Here is a 20,903-nt window from a genome sequence, read left to right on the forward strand (position 1 = left end):
GTATGCGGTGCCAGAAGTACGCCATAAGACCACCATTGCGCAATAAGTGGCGGCTCGGCCCGATATCTGCGAGCCTCGTCAGGCCGTCCCGTCAGTCCAGTCATTCCGGAGGAAGTACATGACACAACGCACGGCCCTGATCGTTCGAGGAGGCTGGGACCAACACCACCCGGTCGCGGCGACCGAACGGTTTGTCCCGTTCCTCGAGAAGAGCGGATTCACCCTGCGCATCGAGGACTCGCCGGAGATCTATGCCGACGAAGTGCAGATGGGCGGCGTCGATCTGGTCGTCCAGTGCGTGACGATGTCGCAGGCGAGCGGCGAGGCCGTCGCCGGTCTGCAGCGTGCCATCGCGGCCGGCACCGGGTTCGTCGGCTGGCACGGCGGCATCGCGGACTCGTTCCGCGCCTCCGCCGGCTACCTCCAGCTCGTCGGCGGCCAGTTCGCCGCCCACCCCAGCGTGCTGGGCTCACCGGAAGGCGAGTACGCGCACCCGACCTATCGGGTGGAGATGACGGATGCCGGGCGCGAGCACCCGATCACCGCCGGGCTCGACGACTTCGAACTGACCACCGAGCAGTACTGGGTTCTCAGCGACGACCTCAACGACGTGCTGGCGACCACCACCATTCCCACCGACGGCACCCGGCCGTGGCACCGGCCGATCACAAGCCCGGCGGTCTGGACGCGGGCGTGGGGAGCCGGTCGTGTCGTCGTCGCGACGCCCGGGCACGAGCCTGCGGTGCTCGACGACGCCAACGTACGCACGATCATCGAAAGGGGAATGCTGTGGGCGGCCCGCACAAAGTAGGGATCATCGGACTGGGCAACATCTCGGCGGCCTACCTCGAGACCCTGAACGGCATTCCCTCGATCACCGTTGCGGCGGTCGCCGACCTGGATGCCGCGCGTGCCGAGGCGGTCGCCGCGGCGCTGCCGAGCGCGCGAGCCGTGACCGTCGCCGAGCTGCTCGCCGACGACGAGGTGACCACCGTCCTGAACCTCACGATCCCGGCGGCGCATGCCGAGGTCGCGCTCGCCGCCATCGCGCACGGCAAGCACGTGTATGGCGAGAAGCCGCTTGCGGTCACGCTTGAGGAGGGGAGGGCGATCGTGGATGCCGCGGCCGCCGCCGGCGTCTCGCTGGGCACCGCCCCCGACACCGTGCTCGGGACCGGCATCCAGACCGCGCGCGCCGCCCTCGAGGACGGATCCATCGGCACGCCGACCGCCGCGTCGGCTGTGATGATCACGGCCGGGCACGAACGGTGGCACCCGCAGCCAGACTTCTACTACCGCGCCGGGGGCGGACCGCTCTTCGACATGGGCCCGTACTACGTCTCCTCGCTCGTGCACCTGCTCGGACCCGTCCGATCGGTGATCGGGGCGTCGGTCCGGCCCCTGGAGGAACGACTCATCGAATCCGGGCCGCGGGCGGGGGAGCGGATCCGGGTCGAGATCGACACCCACATCGCCGGCATCCTCGAGCACCACGGTGGAGCGCTGAGCACGATCACGACCAGCTTCGACGGCTCCGCGACCCTCGCCGCGCCGATCGAGGTGCACGGCACCGGCGGCACCCTGGCGGCGCCCGATCCCAACCACTTCCACGGCGATGTGCGGGTGTTCGCGCGCAACGGCTCGGAGTGGCGGACCGTCCCGGCCTCGGCGGGCTACGCCGACTCCGGCCGGGGGATCGGGCTGCTCGACATGCTGGAGTCGGCGAACGGCGACGGGAGAGCGAGCGGCTCCATCGGTCTGCATGTGCTCGAGATCATGGTCGGGCTCACGGAGTCGGCGAACGCCGGCGGGCAGCGCGTGCAGGTGCAGAGCGTCCCGGCGGTCCCGCCGCTCGTGCCGCTGACGAGCGCGGACCGCTGGCGGGGCGTTCCCGCCTGACGCCGCGCCGGACGATGAAATCACGCGCATCGCGTGAGGTGCCGGGGTGCCTGGCGAAGGCTGGAGTCGACCACTAGCGCGAAGGCGGCGTATCAGCTAGGTTTCGACCGAGGGGGACTGTCGACCGATAGCTGGAGGTCATAATGTCGTACGATCGCGGGTCTGCAGACGTGAAGGTTCCCGCACTTCCCACCGTGATCTTCTATCAGCCGCAGGTCAATCGCCTGCTGGAAGTTGATGCCAAGGAAGACCTCGCCTCTTGGGAAGAGCGCATATCCAAGTGGAGTGGTGTCCGGCTCGGAGCGGAGGACATCCTCTCATCCGGCGGCACATGCACTGATAGCGGAAACGACTGCGACGTCGACTGATAGCGCTGCAGGGCGTGGCCGTGCGGTGTCTGTTCCTCAGCCACCGCAATGACCTCCATACCGCCGTGGTCGCCAAGCTCCTCCGCGACCACACCGGGGTCGAGGTCGACATCGTCGCCGTCGACGACATCGCCGGAGGGAAAGGCATCACCCTCTTCTCGACCGGCGGAGCACTGCCCGTCGGCACGGCGCGCCTCAGCGCAGATGACTACGACCTCATTTGGGCGAGACGACTCCGGATGCCTCAACGCGGCGCGCCGAGCGACGGAGGGGAGGCGAGCGCCTACGCGAACTCCGAATCCCAGGCGGCCATCGAAGGCTTCTGCCTGGGGGCGGGTGAGGATCAGGTGGTCGTCAATCCGATCCTGGCCGAGCGCCGCGCGGAATCGAAACTCTGGCAGCTGCACATTGCACCGGTGCTCGGGTTCGATATCCCCGACACCGTCTGCAGCAACAGCCCCGCCGACATCCGATCTGCGGTCGAGAGCATGGGCGGTCACGCCATCGTGAAGAAGCTGCGTGGCACGCATCACCGGAGCCTGCTCACGCTGGCCGTGACCCCGACCATGTTGGCTGACGACGATGCATTGGCGGCGGCTCCCCTGCTCGTGCAACAACGTATCGACGCCGAGTGCCACTATCGCGTGAATGTCTTCCTCGATGAGATCATGGCGTTCCGCATCGAATCCGACGCGTTGGACTGGCGTCCGGGTGCGGGACGCGGTGCCGTGCTGGTCGAGCTTCCTTCGGCGTTGGCGAGGCTGTGCCTAGATTTTCGCGAAGCGTCCGGGCTCTATTACTGCGTTCTCGACCTCGTACAGGCGCGGGATGGCCGGGTGTACTTCCTGGAATGCAATCCACAGGGTCAGTTCCTGTTCATCGAGCAGCGAAGCGGGCAGCCAGTGAGCATCGCGTTCGCCAGGATGGTTCTGGGCCTCCTCGATCTTCGTGATCGAGTTGCCTCACTGCCGCAGCAACTCCCGGTCTGAAAGACGCCTGCCGCGACGAGAGGCGTGTCACCGCAGGTGAGCGCCCGCCCCGACGGCATATGCCTCGCCGACCCATTCGGCGAACTGTGCATCGAGCTGGTCGGCCGCCGTCACCCGGAAGCGATGGACGAACAGCCGCTCGGTGTACGGAGAGACGGACGTGATCCGCGGATCGCGGACGTCGCGCTGCAGGTCGAGATAGCCCCGCAGCCCGGATCGGTCGGGTCTCGCACCGGCGAAGCCGCGACGCGAGCCCTTGAGCGTGACCGTCGTCTTGCTGACCGCATACGTGAAAGGCCCGATGCCCTCCACGATGGCGATGAACCGCCGGAACAGGTCGACGGCGAAATCGGGCTGGCCGGCGAGGTGACGCGCGACCGTCCACTCCCCGCCGCTGTTCGCCTCCTCAGTGCCGTTCTCCGTCATGAGGCCACTGTGCCGCAGGAAGACCCCGGGGACAACGGGACTCGCGTGAGGACAGGACGTTCGCGAACGGCCTGCCGAGGCGGAGACAGCTGCGCCGCGACCGGTCCACGACGTCGCCCTAGGGTGGATGGATGACTGACTTCCTGGCGATCACCGGTGGCTACGTCGTTCCTGTGAGCGGCGATCCGATAGAGAACGGAACCGTGGTCGTCGCGGACGGAGTCATCTCGGCCGTCGGCGGACCGGACACCCCGATTCCGGACGGCGCCCGGATCGTCGAGGTCTCGGGCAGCTGGGTGCTGCCCGGCTTCGTCGAGGCGCACGGCCACCTCGGTGTGCACGAGGACGGCGAAGGGTGGTCGGGCAACGACACCAACGAGATGACGGATCCGAACGGCGCGCGATTCCGCGCGCTGGACGGCATCGACATCGAAGAGGTCGGCTTCCGCGACGCCCTTCGGGGAGGGGTCACGACCGCGGTCATCAAGCCGGGGTCCGGCAACCCCATCGGCGGCCGGACCGTCGCCATCAAGACCTGGGGCGGACGCACCGTCGACGAGCAGGTGCTCTCGCTCGATGTCTCGGTCAAATCCGCGCTCGGCGAGAACCCGAAGCGCGTGTACGGCGACAAGAAGCAGACGCCATCCACCCGCCTCGGCGTCGCCGCGGTGCTGCGAGAGGCGTTCGTGAGCGCGCGCAACTACGCCGAGAAGCGCGCCGCCTCGGTCACCAAGGGAGAGCCGTTCGAGCGCGACCTCACCGACGAGACCCTTGCCGCCGTCCTCGACGGCGACCTCGTCTGGGACCAGCACTGCCACCGCCACGACGACATCGCCACCGCCATCCGCATCGCCCAGGAGTTCGGCTACACCCTGGTGGTCAACCACGGCACCGAGGGCCACAAGATCGCCGATGTGCTGGCAGAGAAGGGCATCCCGGTCATCTTCGGCCCCATGCTCACCTCGCGCTCCAAAGTGGAGCTGCGTGACCGGGCGATCGGCAACCTCGCTCTCATCGCGGCGGCGGGCGTGAAGGTCGCGATCACGACCGATCACCCGGTCGTGCCCATCGAGCAGCTTCGCCTGCAGGCGATCCTGGCCGTCCGGGAGGGGCTGCCCGCGAAGACGGCGGTCGAGGCGCTGACGGTCAACCCCGCATCGATCCTCCGGCTGGACTCGCGCGTCGGCGCCCTGGCGGAGGGCCGGGATGCCGACATCGTGGTGTGGTCAGGAGACCCGCTGGCCATCGAGTCGGAGGTCGAGCAGGTGTTCATCAACGGCCGGGCGGTCGTGGAGCCCACCGACGACCAGGACCGGACTCCGCGGATCGTGGACCGGTGGGAGCGGTTCGGCCGAAGCTCCTGGAAAGGGTGACCGGGTAGGCCGATTGCCGGACGACGCGGGTCGTCGCGGGGGTGGCGCGCTTCACGCCTCCGGTGCGCCGGGGGTCGGCTCCGATGGCGTCGGGAACGTCGGCTCGTCCGGACTGGGCGCGAGCGGCTCGTCTGGGTGCGGGGTGGCCGGCTCGTCCGGCACAGGGCTGAGGGGCTCGTCCGGGGCAGGCATGGTCGGACTGGATTCCGAGCTAGGAGCGTGCGCCCGTTCGGGCACGGTGGGCCCCGACGGGTTCCCGCCGGGGGTGGGAATCTGATCCGGCCCGGGAGGGATCTCTCCCGGACCGCCGGGAGCCGGGTTCGCGGTGCTCATGTTGTCCTCCTTCGTGCGGGACGGGCGATCCCGCCCTCGGCGCTTGTGCGGGGCGGGAACCCGCCCTCTTCGAGGTTCGCGGCGTGCCGCTGTCCGCGGTAGCGGGTTGACCGCGGCGCAGGAGCGAGGTAGCTCACGAGACGCTGCCTCCCCGAAAGGCCTCGGACCTCGCACGGAGATAGTCGACGACGCGGCCGTGCGAGGCGGCGGCGGCCGCGGCATAGGCGGCGGACGCGTCGGCGTCGCCCGCGCGCGCCAGCAGATCGGCCCGGGTGGCGAGGTACGGCTGGAAGACGGATGCCGGCAGCTCGATGCGAGCGAGTTCGGCGAGGCCGGCCTCCGGGCCGAGAGTCCTTCCCACGATCGCGGCGTGCGCGACGCGTGCGCCGAGCGTCGGCGCGACGGTCACCAGAGCCCTGGACAGGGTCTCGAGCGCCGCCCAGTCCGTCGCCCCCGTACGCGCGCGGGCGGCGTGCACCGCCTGCATGGCTGCTTCGAGCTGCAGCCGTCCGGGTGGCCCGGACGTGACGGCGGCCGCCCGGCGAAGGGAGCGCTCGCCTTCCGCGATCAGGCCACGGTCCCAGGCCCGCGTGTCCTGCTCGTCGAGCGGGATGAAGGGGCCGCGGCGGGCGGCGGCCCGGGATAGCGAGAGCGCGATCAGCGCCGCGAGCGACCACGCCTCGGCGTCGTCCCCCAGCAGAGAGGCGAGCGTGGTCGCCAGGTACAGCGCTTCGCCTGGCATCGACTCGGGAGCGCGGTGCGAGATGCCGTCCGCATCGTCCCAGCTGGCCGCAAAGCATCCGTAGACCGCCTCGAACACGGCAGGGAGCCGTTCGCGACGAAGAGCCGGCTCGGGGACGACGAAAGGGATGCGGGCGTCGCGGATGCGCCGCTTCGCGCGGACGAGCCGTTGCGCCATCGTCGCCGGCGGGACGGCGAACACCCGCCCGATCTGGGTCGCGTCGAAGCCGAGCACCGTCTGCAGCATGAGCGGTGTGCGCACCGACGGGTCGATCGCTGGATGCGCGCAGACGAACAGCAGTTCCAGGCGCCGGTCGCCGATCGCATCGGGTTGCACTTCATCGAGCGGGTTGGTCGATCCCGCCGCGTGCTCCGCCGCGGCATCCCACACCGCCCTCGTGCGCATCGCGGCCGACTTCCACGAGTCGCGCTGCCTGTTGCGGGCCACGGTCAGCAGCCATCCCTCCGGGTTGTCGGGCACGCCCTGCCGCGCCCAGCGGTCGAGCGCCTGTGCGAACGCGTCGCCGAGGGCATCCTCGGCGTGGGCGATGTCGCCGTCAGCGGCGGCCAGCAGGGCGACGAGCCGGCCGTACGAGGCGCGCGCGGCGCGCTCGGCCGCCGCGTGTGCCGCCGCGTCCGCCGCGTCCGCTGCCGCGTTCGGCTCCGCGTTGGCCTCGGCGGCCGTCATCCGTTCGGCACCCACACGCCGTCGCTCGTGTACGTGGCTCCCGGTCGGATCTCCACGGCGCCCCACCGCACCGGCGGCGCCTTCGCGGCCCAGGAGATCGCCTCGTCGAGGTTCGGCACGTCGATCACGAACGTCCCACCCAGCTGCTCCTTGGTGTCGGCGAAGGGGCCGTCCTGAATCCTCAGCACTCCGTCGGCCATCGTCAGGGTCGTGGTGCTCTCCGATGGCTGAAGGACTTCCGCGGCGATCAGCACGCCGGCGCCGTGCAGCGCTGAGGCGTAGGCGGCGAACGCCTCCATGCCCGCCTCGATGGCCTCCGGGCCGAGGGACTCCGCGGTCTCCTCCGGGTAGTGCAGCAGCAGCGTGTAGCGCATGGGTCGATCCTTCCGGCGTCCTGCCCGCTCGTCCAGCCCGTCAGCCGCGCACGCGGTACGACGCGATCACGACGCCCGTCGTCGTCGGGAGCGCCCGCTCCAGGTCGAGATCGACGCGATCCGCCGGTCCGAACAGGCTGGTGCCCGAACCGAGGACGATCGGGTGGATCAGCAGGATGTACCGGTCGATGAGGCCGGCCGCGTGCAGGCTCCGGACCAGCTCCCCACTGCCCAGGATCGTCAGATCGAGGTCGACGCCGTCGCGGAGTCGTTTGACCGTCGCCGGGGCATCGCCCGCCAGCAGGTGGCTGTTCGGATACACCGGCTTCGTCGAGGCATCCCTCGACACGACATACTTCGTCTTCCGGCTGAGGACGTCGCTGAACGGGTTCTCGAAGGATGCCGCCGACCAGAAGCCCAGCAGATCCTCGTACGTCCGCCTGCCGAAGAGGAGCGCACCGTCCTGGGTCATGCCTTCCGCCGCAAAGCCCATGGAGATATCGTCCTGGTAGCCGTTGCTCCAGCCGCCGTGGGCGAATCCGTTCCTCGTGTCCTCGTCGGCGCGACCCGGCGCCTGCATGACGCCGTCGAGGCTGACGCTCTCGAAGACAGTGATGGTCGACATGCCCACTCCGATCCGGGACGCACCGGCGGCGTCCTCACGGACATGACGAGTTCGGCCGGCGCCGATCGACAGGTCAGGGAAGGTCGGCAGGTCAGACGCACCCGGCGGGACAGGAGGCCGGGCTCAGACCCGGGCTGGTCCGGGTCCGGTGGACTCACGGATCAGCAGGTGCGTGGGGATCAGACCCGGGCCGGTGCGGGTCCCGTGGACTCACGGATCAGCAGGTGCGTCGGGATCAGCGATGTCGCGTTTCCGACGGCGCGCTCGCCGTTCAGCGCGGCGAGCAGCCGGGTGGCGGCCACTCGTCCCGCCTGCTCCGTATCCCCTGCGATGGTGGTCAGCGGTGGATCGCAGAAGTCCGCCCCGAAGATGTCATCACACCCGATGACACTGAGTTGGCCGGGCACGGAGACCCCTCGACTGCGAAGGCGCTGCAGCATCCCGATCGCCAGGAGATCGTTGTACGCGACGCAGGCGGTGGCTTCGGTCAAAAGGAGCGCATCCGCAGCTCCGACCCCGCCCGCGCGAGTGGGAGGGTGGGGCCCGACGAGGATCGGCATCATCTCCTGCAGGAGAATCTGCTCCTCGAACTCCTTCCAGCGCCAGCGATTCTGCCACGACTCGGGTGGGCCCGACACGAAGGCCACGGTGCGGTGGCCGAGCGCCTTGAGGTGATCGACGGCCTGCGTCAAGCCCATGCGGATGTCGATCAAGACACTCGGGATGTCGTCGTGCCGGCGGTTGATCACAGTGAGCGGCAGTCGGGCTGCCGCCGTCCGCAACGCGTCCGAGTCGAGCCGGGGTGCAGAGAGGATGACGCCATCGACGACATTCACCAACTGCTCGAGGGTCTCGGATTCGGTGCGTCCGGACTCGCTGGTGTCGATGAGCAGCTGCATGTAGCCGGCACCGCGCAACTGCTCCTGCGTCGAACGGATGATGTCGAAGTAGAACGGGTTCGTCACGTCCGGCACGAGCAGAGCCACGAGTCCTCGTCGCTGCGTGGCGCGCGGGATGGCTGTGTATCCCAGTTCCCGCGCCGCGTCCATGATCTGCTGGCGCGTGGCCTCGTTGATCCGGCCCGGCGTGCTGAAAGCGCGCGAGACCGTGGAGGCGGCGACGCCCGCTCGGGCGGCTACATCCCGAGCTGTGACCCGGTTCGCACTAACCATTGACATCCCTTGCTCGACAACACTTGGCAATATTCTATCGATTGCCAGACTAACCGGACGCGCCTGGGATGGTCGCCGAATTTCCCGGTGACCCCGGCGCGCGCTTCGCTCGGGGCGCCAATTTCTCGCCCGTTCACGCGGCGTGAACGCTGTGCACGCATGGAAACGCTTGGCAACTTGTTGACGGATCGTGCCACAGGCGTTCTCATGGAAGCAACGGCGACCACACCTTCGCCAAATCCGATGACGTATAGAAGGTATGAACAATGAAGTCCATCAGCAGCAAGATCGGGGTTCTCGCGGTGGGAGCCCTCTTCCTCGCCGGATGCGGCGCCGGCGCCCCTTCCGCCCAGGAATCCGCCAGCGGCGACGCCGCGGGCCGGGGCGGCACACTCAAGATCGGCCAGCTCGGAGACGTCGCCTCGTGGGATCCGGCCCAGGCCCATGTCGGACACGCTCTCGTGCCGTACCAGCTCCCCTATGACACGCTCATCCTTCGTGAGCCGGACGGGGAGCTCAGCCCCATGCTCGCCACGGAGTGGAGCTACAACGACGACCGCACCGTTCTGACTCTGGAGCTGCGCGACGACGTCACCTTCTCGGACGGCGAGGCTTTCGACGCCGAGGCGGTGGTGGCCAACCTCGAGCACTTCAAGTCCGGGAACGGTCGCCAGGCGGTTCAGCTGACGCAGTTCGAGTCCGCGACCGCGGTTGATGAGGACACCGTCGAGATCACCCTCGCTCAGCCCGACCCGGCGATGGAGTACTACCTCAGTCAGGCGGCGGGCCTCATGGCAAGCCCCGCGGCGATCGAGGCGGGGACCCTTGAGACCGATCCCGTCGGCACCGGCCCGTACACGTACGACAAGGCGAACTCCGTGCGCGACTCTCAGTCGATCTTCACGGCGAAGGAGGACTACTGGAACCCCGACCTGCAGAAGTTCGACTCGGTCGAACTGCGCATCCTCGAAGACCTCTCTGCACGGGCGAACGCGATCATCTCGGGGCAGGTCGACTGGACCACTCTGGACGCAAGGACCGCCGGACAGGCCGAGGACGCCGGGCTGGAGATCATTCCCGACTATCAGGTGGACTGGACGGGTGTGACGTTCTTCGATCGTGACGGCGTCATCAACCCGGCGCTCGCCGACGTGCGCGTACGCCAGGCCATGAACTATGCCATCGACCGTGAGACTCTCCTCGAGCAGTTGCAGCTCGGCCGTGGCTCGGCGACGAGCCAGGTCTTCGGTCCTGAAAGCGGAGCGTTCGTCGACGATCTCGAGGACTATTACCCTTACGACCCTGAGATGGCGCGGGAGCTGTTGAGCGAGGCGGGCTATGAGGATGGACTTGAGATCACTCTCCCTGTGATCGACGGATTCGCGACGCAGATCACCGCGGTCGCCCAACAGCTGAGCGACGTGGGGATCACCGTCAACCAGGTGGCCGCCGTTCCGGCCAACTACGTCGCAGACGCCGTCCAGCAGAAGTTCGAAGCCTTCAACTTCAACCTGTTCCAGGGCGAGGCGTGGGTCGCGATCAACCAGATCATCGCGCCGACGGCCACCTACAACCCGTTCCAGACGACGTCTCCTGAGCTGGAGGAACTGATACCCGTCGTCCAGCAGGGCGGCGACGACAGCGAGGCCGCCGCACAGGACATCAACCGGTACGTCACCGAGAACGCCTGGTTCATGCCGCTGTATCGCATCGATCAGATCAGCGTCTACAATCCCGACGCGATCACGGTGGAAGCGCAGATCCAGTCGGCCATGCCCGCGCTGTACAACTTCGCTCCGGCGGAGTAGGCCGCACTCGGACAGGGGTGGGGGCGGCGCGCGCACCGCGTCAGCCGCCCCCGCCTCCCAACCCGGAGACATCTCTCATGCTTACTTTCACTCTGCGGCGACTCGTCTCAGGGGTCGGGCTGCTCATCGTCATCTCGATTCTGACGTACACCCTGCTCTTCTTCTCGAGCTCGAGTATCGCCCGCAACATCCTCGGCGATCAGGCCACACCCGAGCAGATCGCTCTCAAAGAGGCCGAGCTCGGCCTCGACCAGCCCCTCTTGGTTCGCTACTTCGACTGGGCCGGCGCAGCGCTGCGGGGTGACCTCGGCCAGTCCTGGTTCAACGGCGAGCCCGTCACCGAGACCATCCAGGGTCGCCTGCCTGTCACCCTCGTGCTGATGTTCGTCTCCATCGTCCTGGTGGCGCTCATCGCCACCGCCCTCGGAGTCCTCGCCGCCGTCCGCCGCGGCGGGGTGGATCAGGCGATACAGGTCGGCGCCGTGGTCGGAGACGCCATTCCCGGCTTCGTGCTCGCCATCTTCCTCGTCACGATCTTCGCGGTGAACCTCGGCTGGTTCCCCGCGGTGGCCACCATCCGACCAGGGGCAGGGGCCGAGGCGTGGATCGTGTCCCTGACACTCCCCGTCATCGCCATCGTGGTCAACTACGTGACATCCAGCGCGCAGCAGATCCGCAGCGCGGTGATCAAGGAGCTCGACAAGGATTACGTGCGCACGCTCCGCAGCCGCGGCCTCGGTGAGCGTGAGATCGTTCTGAAGAACGTCCTGCGCAGTGCGGCGCCGGCCGGTCTCACCGTACTGAGCCTGCAGTTCATCGGACTCCTCGGCGGCGTGGTCATCCTGGAGCAGATATTCGCGATCCCCGGCTTCGGCGCCCTCGCCGTCAACGCGACCGTTCTGAGCGACATCCCGCTCGTCATGGGGGTGGTGATCGTCTCGGTCATCTTGGTGATCATCGTGAATCTGGCCGTGGATATCGCCCAAGGCGCCCTCAACCCGAAGGTTCGGCTCTCATGACCAGCGTCATCAAGACCCCGTCCGTACCCAAGCGCCCCCGTCGCGGCACCCTCCGCCGGATGCTGCGCAACCCCCTGGGTATCATCTCGCTCTCGATGCTCACGATCATCGTGCTGGCGGCGGTCTTCGCGCCGCTGATCGCGCCGTTCGACCCGGCGTACGCCGACGTCGGAAACACCCTCGCCGACCCGGGTGGGCAGAATCTGCTCGGCACCGACAGCAACGGCCGCGATGTCCTCTCCCGACTGGTCTACGGCGCTCGACTGACCTTGCTCTCGGCTCTCCTGTGCGCGGCAGTCGCGATCGCGATCGGCCTCCCGGCGGGACTCATCGCCGGGTTCTACGGCGGACCGTTCGACAGTACGTCGAATTGGTTCTCGAACATGCTCATGGCGCTGCCGGCCATCATCATCCTGCTGTCGGTGCGTGCGGCGCTCGGGCCATCGACGTGGTACGCGATGATCGCATTCGGCATCCTCATCAGTCCCGCCTATTTCCGGCTGACCCGCACCGCGGTGCAGTCGGTGCGCAATGAGCTATATGTGGACGCGGCCCGAGTCGTCGGTCTGAGCGATGCCCGCATCATCTCGCGGCACGTTCTCTCGGTCGTTCGCGCACCGCTGATCATCCAGACCGCCCTCATCTGCGGAGTCGCGATCGCGGTGCAGAGCGGACTGCAGTTCCTCGGGCTCGGTGACCCCACCGAGGTCTCCTGGGGTGCGATGCTCAGCGACGGCTTCAGCAACATCTACATCCAACCTCTGCTCATGCTCTGGCCGGCGCTGGCGATCGGTATCACGATCGGTACGCTCGTGCTGCTCGGCAACGCGATCCGTGACGCGCTGGAAGACCGCCGCGAGATCAAGGCTCCGCGACGCCCGGCCATACAGACCCCTCTTCCTGCAGACGAGCCGGCCGCGGTCGACGCCGCCGAGGCGATCCTCCAGGTCGCGGGGCTGAGCGTCGGCTATCCGAACGCCGACGGCGAGTACACCCGCGTGGTCCGCGACGTATCGCTCACGATCCGCCCCGGTGAGGTGCTGGGTCTGGTCGGCGAGTCGGGGTCGGGCAAGTCGCAGACAGCGTTCTCCATCCTCGGCCTGCTGCCGCAGAACGCGCGCATCCTGTCGGGCTCTATCCGCTTCCAAGAGACCATGCTCGTCCGTGACGGCGAGGTCGACGCGAAGGCCGTGCTCGCCATCCGTGGGCGACGCATCGCCTACATTCCGCAGGAGCCGATGTCGAACCTCGACCCGGCCTTCACGATCGGGCACCAGCTCACGCGTCCCATGGTCAAGCTCCTCGGCATCTCGAAGAAGGAGGCCCGCGAACGCGCGCGGAACCTGCTCGAGAGGGTGGGGATCACCGATCCCGAGCGAGTCATGAAAGGGTATGCGCACGAGATCTCGGGCGGAATGGCGCAGCGCGTGCTGATCGCAGGTGCTCTGACATGCGAACCCGATCTCATCGTCGCCGACGAACCGACGACAGCGCTGGATGTGACGGTCCAGGCCGAGGTGCTCGACGTGATCCGAAAGATGCAGCAAGAGCTCGGCGTCGCGGTGCTTCTGGTCACCCACAACATCGGTGTGATCGCCGACATCGCCGACCGCGTGGCGGTCATGCGCCAGGGAGAGATCGTTGAGACCGGGCAGGTCGAGGAAATCCTCGAGAACCCCTCACACCCGTACACCCGGTCGCTCATGGCCAGCATGCTCGTCGGCAAGACGCCGCTCACCCCGCTCGGTCTCTCGGGGCCCACCACGGGAGGCGAGACCAGCTACGACGAGGATGCCGGCGAGCTGGCGATTGATCAGGCCGACATGCAGCAGCCGCTCTCGTCAGCCGCCGAGACAATGCTGCGAGAGGACATCTGATGAGCGACCTGTTGGAGGTACGCGACCTGGTCGTGGAGTACAAGCCGAAGAAGCTGCGCGCCAAGCCCCACCGCGCCCTGCATGGAGTTTCGCTGAGCGTCGCCGAAGGCCGCACGCTCGGGCTCGTCGGCGAGTCTGGCTCGGGCAAGACGACGATCGGTCGCGCGATCCTCGGCCTCGCGCCCATCGCCTCAGGCGCGATCGCCTTCGAGAGCCAGGACATCACCCGCATCAGCCGTCGGGACCGCCGCAAGTTCAGCGGCGACCTGCAGGTGATCTTCCAGGATCCGTACACGTCCCTCAATCCCGCGATGGACGTCGGCGACATCCTGGCCGAACCCCTCGGTGTGCAGGGCGTCGCCCGCGACGCGGCGCGGAAGCGCGTGGTGACACTCCTCGATCGGGTCGGCCTCCCTTCGAACGCGATCGACCGTCAGCCGTACGAATTCTCGGGCGGACAGCGCCAACGCATCGCGATCGCCCGGGCGCTCGCACTCGACCCCAAGCTGATCGTGTGCGACGAGCCGGTGAGCGCCCTGGACCTGACCACTCAGGCCCGCGTTCTCGACCTGCTGCTCGAGATTCAGCAGGACACCGGGGTGGCCTACCTGTTCATCTCGCACGACCTGGATGTGGTTCACCACGTCAGCCACGACGTCGCGGTGCTCTACAAAGGCCAGATCGTCGAAGACGGTCCGGCGGCCGAGGTCACCCGCACACCTCAGCACCCCTACACCCAACAGCTGCTCCTGGCCTCGCCGGTGCCGAATGCCGCCGAGCAGCGCGCCCGCCGCGAGCAGCGCCTCGCACTCAAGGCAGCGCCCGACGCAGCCTGATATCTCCACCGAACGAGAAAGAGAAGCCGTGCTCAAGCCCATCTCCACCCCTACTCGCGAATTGGTCCGCCTGGACGGTCTCTGGCGCTTCGCGCTTGACGACGCGGCGATCGCCGAGCCCTGGGCAGGTCACCTCGAGACCGCCCTGGAGGCTCCGGTTCCGGCCAGCTACAACGACGTCTTCGCCGACCAGACGATCCGCGACCACGTCGGCTGGGTCTGGTACCAGCAGACGGTGCGTGTCCCCCGTGGGTGGGCCGGCGAGCGGGTCGTGCTGCGCGTGGACGCCGCCACCCACGAGGGGGTCGTCTACGTCGACGACACCAAGGTTGCCGAGCATGTCGGCGGGTACACGCCGTTCGAAGCGGATGTGACCGACCTCGCCCCGGCGGGCGAGGAGGTGCGGATCACGATCGGCGTGAACAACGAACTGACGAACGAGACGATCCCGCCGGGCACGATCTCGACGACCGAGGCGGGCCGCCGCAAGCAGGCCTACCGCCATGACTTCTACAACTACGCGGGACTGGCCCGCTCGGTTATCCTCTACTCGACTCCCGCGACCCGGGTGACCGACGTCACTGTGACGACCGACATCGATGGCGCGACGGGTGTCGTGGAGTACCGCGTGGAGACCTCCGGCGACGCCGAGGTCCGCGTCGTCCTCTCCGACGCCGACGGCACCGAGGTCGCGGCTGCGGACGGCGCGTCGGGAGAGATCACCGTGGCGGATGCCGAACTCTGGCGACCCGGCCGCGGCTATCTGTACGAGCTGCGGGTGGAAGCGCTCCAGGGCGGAAGCGTCGCCGACGTATACGAGCTGCCGGTCGGCATCCGCTCGGTCCGCGTCGATGGTACACGGTTCCTCATAAACGGCGAGCCGTTCTACTTCCGCGGTTTCGGCAAGCACGAGGACAGCGCGTTCCGCGGCCGCGGGTTCGACAACGTCGTCATGGTGCACGACTTTTCCCTGATGGAGTGGATCGGCGCCAACTCGTTCCGGACGTCGCACTACCCGTATGCCGAGGAGTTCCTCGACTACGCCGACCGCCACGGGATCGTGGTGATCGACGAGACGGCGGCGGTGGGCCTCAACCTCGGCATCGGCGGCGGATTCCACGGGGCGGTCAGCGAGCTCTCCTTCTCGCCGACGATGTTCAACGACAAGACCCAGGCGGCCCACGCCGAGGGCATCCGCGAACTGATAGACCGCGACAAGAACCACCCGAGCGTCGTGATGTGGTCGATCGCCAACGAGCCGGAGTCGGTCGAGGAAGGCGCTCGAGAGTACTTCCGGCCGCTCGTCGAGCTCGCGCGGGAGCTCGACCCCTCCCGCCCGCTCACCTACGCGAACGAGTACCGGGGCACCTTCCACAATGACCGCCTAGCCGACCTGTTCGACGTGATCTGCCTGAACCGCTACTACGGCTGGTACAACGAGACGGCAGACCTCGATTCCGCGGCTCTCAAGCTCGAGGCGGAACTGCGCGGCTGGGAGTCGGCGTTCGGCAAGCCGATCATCATCACGGAATACGGCGCCGACACGCTCGCCGGACTCCACGCCGTCGGAACACAGGTGTGGAGCGAGGAGTACCAGGTTGCGCTGCTGCGCACCTACCACGAGGTCTTCGACCGCATCGACGCCGTCATCGGGGAGCAGGTCTGGAACTTCGCCGACTTCCAGACCTCGCAGGGCATCATCCGAGTGGACGGCAACAAGAAGGGCGTCTTCACCCGCGACCGGCGTCCGAAGGCGGCCGCCTTCCTGCTGCGGGATCGGTGGCGCACCGCCTCCGAAGGGGTCTGAGCCATGCGTGATGCCCACCCTACACCCGCGGCTGAGCGGGCCGGCGTCGCGTCATCCGACGCACTCCTCCCCGCCGATCAACGCACGCGCGACATCGCCCGCGACCTCTACTCCGAGGTCGCGGGTGCGCCGATCATCTCTCCGCACGGGCATGTCGATCCCAGGCTGCTGGCGGACGACACTCCCTTCCAGGACCCGGCCGAGCTTCTCATCACTCGTGACCACTACGTGACCCGTCTCCTCCATTCCGCGGGAGTGGACCTCTGGGAGCTGGGGCTGGATCCAAGCCGGCCGGTGGATCCACGAAGTGCCTGGCGACGATTGGCGGAGAACTGGCACCGGTTCGCCGGCACAGCCAGCGGATACTGGCTGACGCACGAGCTTTCGTCCCTGTTCGGCGTGGACGAAGAGCTCGACGAGAGTTCGGCCGATCGCATCTACGATCGCGTAGCGGTCGCGCTCACCGAGCCGGAGTTCCGTCCGCGCGCTCTGTTCGAGCAGTTCCGCATCGAGGTTCTCGCCACCACCGACGACCCACTCGACGACCTGGAAACGCACCGCCTTCTCGGCGCGGACCGCTCATTCCACGGACGAGTGCTCCCCACCTTCCGTCCAGACGCCTACGTCGACCCCGATTCGGCGGCGTTCACCGAGAACGTGACGAAGCTTCTGGCCGCTACCGGAGAGAGCACCTCGTTCGCCGGTTATCTCGGCGCGCTCGCTGCGCGTCGCGCGCACTTCCTGGCGCGGGGGGCGGTCTCGGCCGACCACGGCGTGCTCGAACCCTTCACGAGCGATCTGGCCCCGACCACCGCGGAAGGGCTGTTCCAGCAGGCCCTGACCGGCACGCTCGACCCTGCCGGCGTCCGCCTCTTCCGCGGCCACATGCTGTTCCAGATGGCACGGATGAGCGTCGAAGACGGTCTGGTGATGACCGTCCACGCCGGAGTGCGCCGCAACCACCACGCGCCGACCTTCCGGCGCTACGGGGCCGACACCGGTCACGACATCCCGGTGCGGACCGAGTACACGGAGAATTTGCGACCCCTCCTGGATGCCTTCGGCACCGCGCCCGGCTTCCACCTCGTGCTGTTCGCCGTCGACGAGACGGTGCACTCCCGAGAGGTCGCTCCTCTCGCGGGGTTCTACCCGAGCGTGTACATCGGCGCGCCGTGGTGGTTCCTCGACGCTCCCGACGCCATCCTGCGCTGGCGATCGGCCGTCACCGAGACCGCCGGCTTCTACCGTTCGAGCGGATTCATCGACGACACGCGCGCCTTCCTTTCCATTCCCGCGCGCCACGACACCGCGCGTCGCCTGGACGCTTCCTTCCTGGCCCGCCTGGTCGTCGAAGGACGCGTCTCGATCTCGACCGCACGCCGGATCGCACGAGACCTCGTGGGAACCATTCCCCGAGAGGTGTTCAAGCTGTGACCGACGCGACCATCGCTGCGCCCCCCGGGGGTCCGCGGCGCCCGGTGCGGATCGTGCACATGGGGCTGGGACGGTTCTTTCGTGCGCATCAAGCCTGGTACACCGACAGGGCAAGGGATGCCGAAAGCTGGGGGATCGCCGCGTTCACGGTCCGCAGTCCCCGGGCGGCGGCAGAGTTGGCGGCGCAGGACTGCGTGTACACACTGACAGTGCGCGGGCCCGAGGTCGACACGGAGGAGCGCATCGATAGTGTCGTGGCAGCGCACGATGGTTCGGATGTCGACGCCCTGTGCGACTATGTCTCGCGCCCCGAGGTGGCGGTGATCACCCTGACGGTGACGGAGGCCGGCTACGGGCTGGACGCTGAAGGGAAGCCCGACATGGACGACCCGGAGGTGAGCGGGGATCTCCACGGCCTTCGCACCGGCACGTTTGGCGCGCACACGGTGCTCGGCCGGCTGATCGCCGCACTGGACGCTCGCCGTCGCGCCGGCGCCGGGCCCATCGCGCTCGTGCCCTGCGACAACGTGCCGGGAAACGGGCCGTTCCTCGCGCGAGGACTTCTGCGGTTCGCCGAGCAGATTTCGGGCGACCTCGCGGCGTGGATCCGAGAGAACGTCTCGTTCGTCAGTACATCGGTCGACCGCATCACGCCCCAGACGACCGGCAGCGAAGTCGTCACCGAGCCATTCTCCGACTGGGTGCTGGCCGGAGACTTTCCGGCCGGCCGGCCGGCCTGGGAGAGCGCGGGCGCCCGATTCGTGAACGACATCGAACCTTGGGAGGCCCGCAAGCTGTGGCTGCTCAACGGAGCGCACAGCATCCTCGCGTTCGCCGGTCTCACGCGCGGACTGCAGACGGTATCCGAGGCGATCGCGCACCCGGAATGCCGCGCGCTCGTCGACGCCTTCTGGGACGAAGCCGTGCAATGTCTGCCCGCGGGCACCGAAGTGGACGACTACCGCGAGCAGCTCGTGGTGCGCTTCGCCAACCGCCGCATCGAGTACCGGCTCAGCCAGATCGCGACAGATGCCACGACCAAGGCGCAGTTCCGCTTCGCGGCGGTGTCAGAGCGCTCGATCGAAGCGGGGCGAAGCCCGGAGGCGTCTGCTCGGGCGACCGCGGCGTGGATCCAGTGGGTGCTCGGTCGACCTTCCGAAGCCGACGCACGGGCGGCAGAGATCGCCGCCGCGGCGGCATCCGATGATCCGATGACCGCCCTCGTCGAGGTCATCTCACCGCGGCTCGCCGCATCCCGTGCGTTCATGGATCGCGTTCGTCCAGCGACGGCCGCTCGTCCCGAATCCCTTCCCCGCGGCGCCGCCGTCGCGTCCTGACCTGCAAGGAGACCACCCATGATCATCGACAAGGCAGAAGTGATCGTCACGAGCCCCGACCGCAATTTCGTGACCCTCAAGCTCACGACCGACGAGGGTCTCACCGGGCTCGGCGACGCGACGCTGAACGGCCGGGAGCTCGCCGTGGTGACCTACCTGACCGAGCACGTGGTGCCGCTGCTGATCGGCGCGGATGCGTCGCGCATCGAGGACACCTGGCAGTTCCTGTACCGCTCGGCGTACTGGCGGCGCGGCCCGGTCACGATGGCCGCGATCGCCTCGGTGGACATGGCCCTCTGGGACATCAAGGGCAAGGCGGCCCGGATGCCGGTGTACCAGCTGCTGGGCGGCGCATCGCGCAACGGCCTCATGGCGTACGGGCACGCGTCCGGCAAGGAGCTGCCCGAATTGTTCGACTCGATCCGGGCGCATCAGGAGCAGGGCTATAAGGCGATCCGGGTGCAGACCGGTGTCCCGACCCTCAAGGCGATCTACGGCATCGCGGCGCAGGGCGCCGATGTGGGAGATGCGACCGTCCGGTACGACCACGAGCCTGCGCGCCGCGGCGCCAAGCCGGTGGAGGAGGACTGGGACACCCGCGCTTACCTCAACCACCTGCCGGGGGTGTTCGAGGCCGTCCGGAACGAGTTCGGTCTCGACATCCCGCTGCTGCACGATGGCCATCACCGGATGACGCCCATACAGGCTGCGCGGCTCGGCAAGGACCTGGAGCCGTACGATCTGTTCTGGCTCGAGGACTGCACACCGGCCGAGAACCAGGAGGCGCTCCGGCTGGTGCGCCAGCACACCACCACGCCGCTCGCGATCGGCGAGATCTTCAACACGATCTGGGACTTCAAGGACATCATCCGCGACCAGCTCATCGACTACGTCCGCGGCGCCGTCACCCATATGGGCGGCATCACGTCGCTGAAGAAGACGCTCGACTATGCGGCGATGTACCAGATCAAGTCCGGCATGCACGGGCCGACCGACATCTCGCCGGTGGGAATGGCGGCCGCGATGCACCTCGGGCTGTCGATCCACAATTTCGGCATCCAGGAGTACATGAAGCACGGCGCCAAGACCGACCAGGTCTTCGAGCAGTCCTTCACCTGGACCGACGGCTACCTCCACCCCGGCGACAACCCCGGTCTCGGCGTCGAGCTCAACGTCGACGAAGCAGGCAAGTACCCGTACGAGCAGGCATACCTGCCCTACAACCGCCTGCTCGACGGCACCGTGCACGACTGGTGAGCGGCGTGCCGGAGATCCGCCGCATCGTCGTGATGGGGGTCGCCGGATGCGGAAAGAGCACCGTCGGCGCGGCCCTCGCGGCGGCCATGGGGCTCCGGTTCCTCGACGGCGACACGCTGCACAGCCCGTCGAACGTGGCGAAGATGGCATCGGGCATCCCTCTCGATGACGACGACCGCCGACCGTGGCTGGATGCCGTCGGCGCGGTCCTCGCGCGGGCCGGCGAACCGGGAATGGTCGTCGCCTGCTCGGCGCTCAGACGGGCGTACCGCGACCGGCTGCTCGCCGCCGCGCCCGACGTCGTGTTCGTGCATCTCGACGGCGGCCCGGAACTGCTGGATGCTCGACTGCGGGCGAGGCCCGGTCACTTCATGGCCGCGGGGATGCTGGCATCGCAGCTCGCGACGCTCGAGCGCCTGGAGAACGACGAGGCCGGCGTGGTGATCGGGATCGATCAGGATGTCGATTCCATCGTCGCCGAGACGCTCCAGGCGCTCGGCCCGCACCCTGCGCGGAGCTGAACGGCGGCGCCGTTCAGCT

At 68.1% G+C, this 20,903-nt stretch carries 20 protein-coding genes; 14 read left to right on the top strand and 6 right to left on the bottom strand.

Annotated features, from left to right (window positions below; genetic code table 11):
• Nucleotides 1-118 precede the first annotated feature (118 nt).
• The 4 genes from ACLQ2Q_RS06185 to ACLQ2Q_RS06200 all read left to right on the top strand — a co-directional run bounded on the left by ACLQ2Q_RS06185 (nucleotide 119) and on the right by ACLQ2Q_RS06200 (nucleotide 3,256).
• Nucleotides 119-811, top strand: a complete 693-nt coding sequence (locus ACLQ2Q_RS06185; RefSeq protein ID WP_425819066.1) for a ThuA domain-containing protein — start codon at nucleotides 119-121, stop codon at nucleotides 809-811.
• A complete protein-coding gene (locus ACLQ2Q_RS06190; RefSeq protein WP_425819068.1) occupies nucleotides 790-1,899 on the top strand; it encodes a Gfo/Idh/MocA family protein in 1,110 nt (369 codons plus the stop codon). Before ACLQ2Q_RS06185 ends, ACLQ2Q_RS06190 begins: the two co-directional genes overlap by 22 nt.
• Nucleotides 1,900-2,069: 170 nt before the next feature.
• Nucleotides 2,070-2,267, top strand: coding sequence for a hypothetical protein (locus ACLQ2Q_RS06195; RefSeq protein WP_425819070.1), 198 nt, complete (start codon nucleotides 2,070-2,072; stop codon nucleotides 2,265-2,267).
• Nucleotides 2,268-2,332: 65 nt separating this feature from the next.
• The gene (locus tag ACLQ2Q_RS06200; RefSeq protein ID WP_425819072.1) at nucleotides 2,333-3,256 is read left to right on the top strand and encodes a hypothetical protein; all 924 of its coding nucleotides are present in this window, start codon (nucleotides 2,333-2,335) and stop codon (nucleotides 3,254-3,256) included.
• A gap of 27 nt (nucleotides 3,257-3,283) precedes the next feature.
• Here ACLQ2Q_RS06200 and ACLQ2Q_RS06205 read toward each other — a convergent pair whose 3' ends face one another.
• Entirely contained in the window at nucleotides 3,284-3,682 is a 399-nt protein-coding gene (locus ACLQ2Q_RS06205; protein ID WP_425819074.1) for a DUF5655 domain-containing protein, read from the bottom strand.
• Between the two features lie 131 nt (nucleotides 3,683-3,813).
• Between ACLQ2Q_RS06205 and ACLQ2Q_RS06210 the strand changes: the two genes are divergently transcribed.
• Complete coding sequence (locus ACLQ2Q_RS06210) at nucleotides 3,814-5,055, top strand: amidohydrolase (RefSeq protein WP_425819076.1); 1,242 nt, start codon at nucleotides 3,814-3,816, stop codon at nucleotides 5,053-5,055.
• Nucleotides 5,056-5,106: 51 nt separating this feature from the next.
• Here the strand turns inward: ACLQ2Q_RS06210 and ACLQ2Q_RS06215 are convergent, their stop codons facing one another.
• From ACLQ2Q_RS06215 to ACLQ2Q_RS06235, 5 genes are all read right to left on the bottom strand, one after another.
• Complete coding sequence (locus ACLQ2Q_RS06215; RefSeq protein ID WP_425819078.1) at nucleotides 5,107-5,247, bottom strand: hypothetical protein; 141 nt, start codon at nucleotides 5,245-5,247, stop codon at nucleotides 5,107-5,109.
• A 274-nt stretch (nucleotides 5,248-5,521) separates the two neighbouring features.
• Nucleotides 5,522-6,832 (bottom strand): RNA polymerase sigma factor, encoded by a 1,311-nt coding sequence (locus tag ACLQ2Q_RS06220; protein ID WP_425819080.1) that lies wholly within the window; start codon nucleotides 6,830-6,832, stop codon nucleotides 5,522-5,524.
• On the bottom strand, nucleotides 6,814-7,191 hold the full coding sequence (locus tag ACLQ2Q_RS06225; RefSeq protein ID WP_425819082.1) for a YciI family protein: 378 nt from the start codon (nucleotides 7,189-7,191) through the stop codon (nucleotides 6,814-6,816). Before ACLQ2Q_RS06225 ends, ACLQ2Q_RS06220 begins: the two co-directional genes overlap by 19 nt.
• A 40-nt stretch (nucleotides 7,192-7,231) precedes the next feature.
• The gene (locus tag ACLQ2Q_RS06230) at nucleotides 7,232-7,816 is read right to left on the bottom strand and encodes a dihydrofolate reductase family protein (RefSeq protein WP_425819084.1); all 585 of its coding nucleotides are present in this window, start codon (nucleotides 7,814-7,816) and stop codon (nucleotides 7,232-7,234) included.
• Nucleotides 7,817-7,995: 179 nt separating this feature from the next.
• A complete protein-coding gene (locus ACLQ2Q_RS06235; protein ID WP_425819086.1) occupies nucleotides 7,996-8,988 on the bottom strand; it encodes a LacI family DNA-binding transcriptional regulator in 993 nt (330 codons plus the stop codon).
• 266 nt (nucleotides 8,989-9,254) lie between these two features.
• On the opposite strand from ACLQ2Q_RS06235, the gene ACLQ2Q_RS06240 reads away from it, so the two are divergent.
• The 9 genes from ACLQ2Q_RS06240 to ACLQ2Q_RS06280 all read left to right on the top strand — a co-directional run bounded on the left by ACLQ2Q_RS06240 (nucleotide 9,255) and on the right by ACLQ2Q_RS06280 (nucleotide 20,884).
• Complete coding sequence (locus ACLQ2Q_RS06240) at nucleotides 9,255-10,796, top strand: ABC transporter substrate-binding protein (RefSeq protein WP_425819088.1); 1,542 nt, start codon at nucleotides 9,255-9,257, stop codon at nucleotides 10,794-10,796.
• Nucleotides 10,797-10,873: 77 nt separating this feature from the next.
• On the top strand, nucleotides 10,874-11,815 hold the full coding sequence (locus tag ACLQ2Q_RS06245; RefSeq protein ID WP_425819090.1) for an ABC transporter permease: 942 nt from the start codon (nucleotides 10,874-10,876) through the stop codon (nucleotides 11,813-11,815).
• Nucleotides 11,812-13,692 carry a dipeptide/oligopeptide/nickel ABC transporter permease/ATP-binding protein gene (locus ACLQ2Q_RS06250; protein WP_425819092.1) on the top strand — a complete coding sequence of 627 codons (1,881 nt, stop codon included), beginning with the start codon at nucleotides 11,812-11,814 and terminating at the stop codon, nucleotides 13,690-13,692. Before ACLQ2Q_RS06245 ends, ACLQ2Q_RS06250 begins: the two co-directional genes overlap by 4 nt.
• On the top strand, nucleotides 13,692-14,528 hold the full coding sequence (locus tag ACLQ2Q_RS06255; protein ID WP_425819094.1) for an ATP-binding cassette domain-containing protein: 837 nt from the start codon (nucleotides 13,692-13,694) through the stop codon (nucleotides 14,526-14,528). The genes ACLQ2Q_RS06250 and ACLQ2Q_RS06255 overlap by 1 nt, the downstream gene beginning before the upstream one ends.
• A 28-nt stretch (nucleotides 14,529-14,556) precedes the next feature.
• A complete protein-coding gene (gene uidA / locus ACLQ2Q_RS06260) occupies nucleotides 14,557-16,335 on the top strand; it encodes a beta-glucuronidase (RefSeq protein WP_425819096.1) in 1,779 nt (592 codons plus the stop codon).
• A gap of 3 nt (nucleotides 16,336-16,338) precedes the next feature.
• Nucleotides 16,339-17,769 carry a glucuronate isomerase gene (gene uxaC / locus ACLQ2Q_RS06265; protein ID WP_425819098.1) on the top strand — a complete coding sequence of 477 codons (1,431 nt, stop codon included), beginning with the start codon at nucleotides 16,339-16,341 and terminating at the stop codon, nucleotides 17,767-17,769.
• Nucleotides 17,766-19,106: a mannitol dehydrogenase family protein gene (locus ACLQ2Q_RS06270; RefSeq protein ID WP_425819100.1), complete on the top strand. Its 1,341-nt coding sequence runs from the start codon at nucleotides 17,766-17,768 to the stop codon at nucleotides 19,104-19,106. Before uxaC ends, ACLQ2Q_RS06270 begins: the two co-directional genes overlap by 4 nt.
• Nucleotides 19,107-19,124: 18 nt before the next feature.
• Nucleotides 19,125-20,363 (top strand): D-mannonate dehydratase ManD, encoded by a 1,239-nt coding sequence (gene manD / locus ACLQ2Q_RS06275; protein ID WP_425819102.1) that lies wholly within the window; start codon nucleotides 19,125-19,127, stop codon nucleotides 20,361-20,363.
• Complete coding sequence (locus ACLQ2Q_RS06280) at nucleotides 20,360-20,884, top strand: gluconokinase (protein WP_425819104.1); 525 nt, start codon at nucleotides 20,360-20,362, stop codon at nucleotides 20,882-20,884. Before manD ends, ACLQ2Q_RS06280 begins: the two co-directional genes overlap by 4 nt.
• Nucleotides 20,885-20,903: the final 19 nt, after the last annotated feature.

Source organism: Microbacterium sp. DT81.1 (genome assembly GCF_049844955.1).
In the GTDB taxonomy this organism is placed as follows: Bacteria; Actinomycetota; Actinomycetes; order Actinomycetales; family Microbacteriaceae; genus Microbacterium.

Bases quoted from the DNA above. Each gene is read 5' to 3' on its own strand.
- ACLQ2Q_RS06250 (WP_425819092.1), top strand. From the start codon at position 11,812: ATGACCAGCGTCATCAAGACCCCGTCCGTACCCAAGCGCCCCCGTCGC.
- ACLQ2Q_RS06205 (WP_425819074.1), bottom strand. From the start codon at position 3,682: ATGACGGAGAACGGCACTGAGGAGGCGAACAGCGGCGGGGAGTGGACG.
- ACLQ2Q_RS06235 (WP_425819086.1), bottom strand. From the start codon at position 8,988: ATGGTTAGTGCGAACCGGGTCACAGCTCGGGATGTAGCCGCCCGAGCG.
- ACLQ2Q_RS06215 (WP_425819078.1), bottom strand. From the start codon at position 5,247: ATGCCTGCCCCGGACGAGCCCCTCAGCCCTGTGCCGGACGAGCCGGCC.
- uxaC (WP_425819098.1), top strand. From the start codon at position 16,339: ATGCGTGATGCCCACCCTACACCCGCGGCTGAGCGGGCCGGCGTCGCG.
- ACLQ2Q_RS06185 (WP_425819066.1), top strand. From the start codon at position 119: ATGACACAACGCACGGCCCTGATCGTTCGAGGAGGCTGGGACCAACAC.
- ACLQ2Q_RS06255 (WP_425819094.1), top strand. From the start codon at position 13,692: ATGAGCGACCTGTTGGAGGTACGCGACCTGGTCGTGGAGTACAAGCCG.
- ACLQ2Q_RS06230 (WP_425819084.1), bottom strand. From the start codon at position 7,816: ATGTCGACCATCACTGTCTTCGAGAGCGTCAGCCTCGACGGCGTCATG.
- ACLQ2Q_RS06210 (WP_425819076.1), top strand. From the start codon at position 3,814: ATGACTGACTTCCTGGCGATCACCGGTGGCTACGTCGTTCCTGTGAGC.
- ACLQ2Q_RS06245 (WP_425819090.1), top strand. From the start codon at position 10,874: ATGCTTACTTTCACTCTGCGGCGACTCGTCTCAGGGGTCGGGCTGCTC.
- ACLQ2Q_RS06240 (WP_425819088.1), top strand. From the start codon at position 9,255: ATGAAGTCCATCAGCAGCAAGATCGGGGTTCTCGCGGTGGGAGCCCTC.
- manD (WP_425819102.1), top strand. From the start codon at position 19,125: ATGATCATCGACAAGGCAGAAGTGATCGTCACGAGCCCCGACCGCAAT.
- ACLQ2Q_RS06225 (WP_425819082.1), bottom strand. From the start codon at position 7,191: ATGCGCTACACGCTGCTGCTGCACTACCCGGAGGAGACCGCGGAGTCC.